This is a genomic window from Mesorhizobium sp. M7A.F.Ca.CA.004.06.1.1, assembly GCF_003999135.1.
Classification (GTDB): Bacteria; Pseudomonadota; Alphaproteobacteria; order Rhizobiales; family Rhizobiaceae; genus Mesorhizobium.
The window spans coordinates 1-3,493 of the sequence record NZ_RZPQ01000630.1 but is presented as its reverse complement, the minus strand read 5'-3'; the positions used below and the strand labels follow the sequence as shown (position 1 = coordinate 3,493).

General features: G+C 64.0%; 4 protein-coding genes. All 4 read left to right on the top strand.

The window, feature by feature from the left end:
* Positions 1–1,053, top strand: a 1,053-nt coding sequence (locus EN906_RS27255; RefSeq protein WP_127375504.1) for an ATP-binding cassette domain-containing protein, incomplete at its 5' end; no start/stop codon positions are given.
* 11 nt (positions 1,054–1,064) lie between these two features.
* Positions 1,065–2,015, top strand: coding sequence for an L-arabinose ABC transporter permease AraH (gene araH / locus EN906_RS27250; protein WP_127272533.1), 951 nt, complete (start codon positions 1,065–1,067; stop codon positions 2,013–2,015).
* A 15-nt stretch (positions 2,016–2,030) separates the two neighbouring features.
* Positions 2,031–2,807, top strand: a complete 777-nt coding sequence (locus EN906_RS27245; protein WP_127267764.1) for an SDR family oxidoreductase — start codon at positions 2,031–2,033, stop codon at positions 2,805–2,807.
* A gap of 14 nt (positions 2,808–2,821) precedes the next feature.
* Positions 2,822–3,493 (top strand): dihydroxy-acid dehydratase (locus EN906_RS27240; protein WP_206529178.1); only part of this gene is annotated, 672 nt, incomplete at its 3' end.

Here is a 3,493-nt window from a genome sequence, read left to right as displayed (position 1 = left end):
GTCATGCTCGACGCACGCGTTATCGCGCTGGACGAACCGACCTCGTCGCTGTCCTCGCGCGAAAGCGAAATCCTGTTTGCCCTGATCAATCGCCTGCGCAGCGAGGGCAAGGTCATCATCTACGTCTCGCACAGGCTCGACGAGGTGTTCCGGCTCTGCGACAGCCTGACCGTGCTGCGCGACGGCAAGCTCGCGGCGCACCACGCGTCGCTGAAAGGCGTCACCCGCGATCAGGTCGTCGCCGAGATGGTCGGCCGCGAGATTTCGGATATCTGGGGTTTTCGCGCACGAAAAACAGGCGATGTCCGCCTGAAGGTCGACGCTCTCAGCGGCCCCAAACTGCAGACACCGGCCAGTTTCGAGGCAAGGGCAGGCGAGATCGTCGGCTTCTTCGGCCTGATCGGCGCCGGGCGCTCGGAGCTGATGCGGTTGGTCTATGGCGCCGATCCGCGCTCGGGCGGCACCATCACCGTCGACGGCAAGCTGGTTCGCGCCACCGATCCGCGTGGCACGATCCGGGCCGGCATCGTGCTGTGCTCGGAGGATCGCAAGCATGACGGCATCATCCAGGGGCGCTCGGTCGAGGAGAACATCAACATCTCGTCGCGGCGCCATCACACACGCTTCGGCGTGCTCAACCGCGCCAGCGAGATCGCCACGGCCGAGACCTTTATCAAGAAGCTGAAGGTGCGCACGCCGTCGCGCAAGCAGGACATCATCAACCTCTCCGGCGGCAACCAGCAGAAGGTCATCCTCGGCCGCTGGCTGTCCGAACAGGGCGTGCGGGTTCTCATTGTCGACGAACCGACGCGCGGCATCGATGTCGGTGCCAAATCCGAGATCTATGAGCTACTGTACCAGCTTGCCGAGGATGGCATGGCGATCGTCGTCGTCTCTTCCGAACTGCCGGAGGTGATGGGCATCTGCGACCGCATCCTGGTGATGTGCGGCGGCCGCGTCAGCGCCGAGCTCACCCGCGACCAGTTCGCCGAAAGGGCGATCCTGGCTGCCGCTCTCCCCGATCAGAAAACCCCCGACGCGATCGCATCCTGAGGACTTTTGGCATGACCGACCAGTTGAAAAAAATCCTGCTCGGCGAACAGGGGCTCGTCGTCATCTTTGTCGTCGCCTTCGCGTTGGTGTCGGCTCTGGTGCCGAACTTCCTTACGGACCGCAACATGCTCGGCCTGCTGCAGTCGGTGGTCACCGTCGGCATCGTCGCCTGCACCATGATGTTCTGCCTCGCCACGCGCGACTTCGACTTGTCGGTCGGTTCGATCGTCGCCTTTGCCGGCATGGTCGCTGTGATGGCCTCGAATTACACCGGCTCGATCCTGCTTGGCCTGCTGGCGGCAATCGCCTGCGGCGCTTTCGTCGGCTTCATCAACGGCGTTGTCATCGCCAAATTTCGCATCAACGCGCTGATCACGACGCTGGCCACCATGCAGATCGTGCGCGGCTTTGCGCTGATCGCGTCCGACGGCCGCGCCGTCGGCATCAACAGCCCGGATTTCTATCAGCTGGCGCTCTCGAAACTGCTCGGCATACCGACGCCGGTCTGGGTGCTTGCCATCCTGTTTTGCATCTTCGGCTTCGTCCTCAACCGGACCGTTTTCGGCAAGAACACGCTGGCCATCGGCGGCAATCCGGAGGCCTCGCGGCTTGCCGGCGTCAATGTCGACCGGACGCGCATCTGGATTTTTGCGCTGCAAGGCGTCGTCTGTGGTATCGCCGGCATCCTGCTGGCGTCGCGCATCACCTCGGGCCAGCCCAACGCGGCGGTCGGGCTCGAGCTTTCGGTTATCTCGGCCTGCGTGCTCGGCGGAGTCTCGCTTGCCGGCGGCCGCGCCACCATGTCGGGCGTCATCGTCGGCGTGCTGATTATGGGCATCGCCGAGAACGCCATGAACCTGCTCAACATCCCGGCCTTCTACCAGTACATCGTGCGCGGCGTCATTTTGCTGCTGGCCGTGCTGCTCGACAATCTGCGCTCGTCGGCTTTGGGCCGGCGATAGGCTGGAGGGACAAAAATGGTTGAGCGCCTTTCCGGCAAACGCATTTTCCTGACGGGTGCAGCGCAAGGCATCGGGCTTGCCATCGCCAAAGCCTGTTTGGCCGAAGGCGCAAAACTGTTCCTGGTCGACCGCGACGGCGCGTTGCTGGACAAGGCAGTCGCCGGCCTTGCCGCACCGCAAGGCCATGTCGGACATGTTGCGGCCGACATAAGCGACAGCGCCGGGATTGCGGCTGCCGTCAGCCAAGCGGCCGCCGAGATCGGCCCGATCAACGCGCTGATCAACAATGCCGGGGTCAATGTGTTCTCGACGCCGCTCGAGGCGACCGAGGAAGAGTGGAACCGCAACTTCGACGTCAACGTCAAGGGAGCCTGGAACTGCAGCAAGGCGGTGCTGCCGGGCATGATCGCGAGCGGCGGCGCCATCCTCAACATCGCCTCGACGCACAGCTTCACCATCATCCCGCACACCTTCCCCTATCCGGTCGCCAAGCACGCGCTGCTCGGCCTGACCAAATCGCTGGCACTCGAATATGCGGCGCAAGGCGTGCGCGTGAACGCGCTGGCGCCGGGCTATGTCGAGACGCAGAAGGCGATCGATTACTGGAACAGCTTTGCCGATCCAGCCACAGCACGCGCCAACACCATGGCGCTGCACCCCGGCGGCCGCATCGCCACGGCGCACGAGATCGCGCTTGCCGCGGTGTTCATGATTTCCGACGAGTGCCCGTTCATGAACGCGGCCACGCTCGTCGTCGACGGTGGACTGAGCCAGCTCCAGCATCCCGCCTGAACGCCGGAAAGACCATGACCAAGAGACGATCGCAGCACTGGTTCGGCGGGCTGGGCAAGGATGCCTTCATCCACCGCAGCTGGATGAAGAACAACGGCCTGCCCGATGATGCCTTCGACGGCCGTCCGGTGATCGGCATCTGCAACACATTCTCCGAATTCACGCCTTGCCACGTGCATTTCCGTGCTCTGATCGAGCACATCAAGGCCGGCGTGCTGGAAGCCGGCGGCCTGCCGCTCGAATTCCCGGTCTTCTCTTGCGGCGAGTCCAATCTGCGGCCGACGGCGATGCTGTTTCGCAACCTCGCCTCGATGGATGTCGAGGAGGCGATCCGCGGCAACCCGATGGACGGCGTCGTGCTGATGGCCGGCTGCGACAAGACCACGCCATCGCTGGTCATGGGCGCGGCCTCTCGCGATCTGCCGTCGATCGTTATTTCCGGCGGGCCGATGCTCAATGGCCGCTTCCAAGGCCGCGAAATCGGTTCCGGCACCGATGTGTGGAAGTTTTCGGAAGACGTTCGCGCCGGCGTGATGAGCGAGCAGGATTTCGCCAATGCCGAGAGCGCCATGTCGCGCTCACCCGGTCACTGCATGACCATGGGCACGGCCTCGACCATGGCCTCGATGGTCGAGGCGCTCGGCCTGGCGCTGCCGGGCAACGCCGCCTATCCGGCAGTCGATGCA

Coding starts and splice junctions, on each gene's coding strand:
- araH (WP_127272533.1), top strand. CDS start 1,065: ATGACCGACCAGTTGAAAAAAATCCTGCTCGGCGAACAGGGGCTCGTC.
- EN906_RS27245 (WP_127267764.1), top strand. CDS start 2,031: ATGGTTGAGCGCCTTTCCGGCAAACGCATTTTCCTGACGGGTGCAGCG.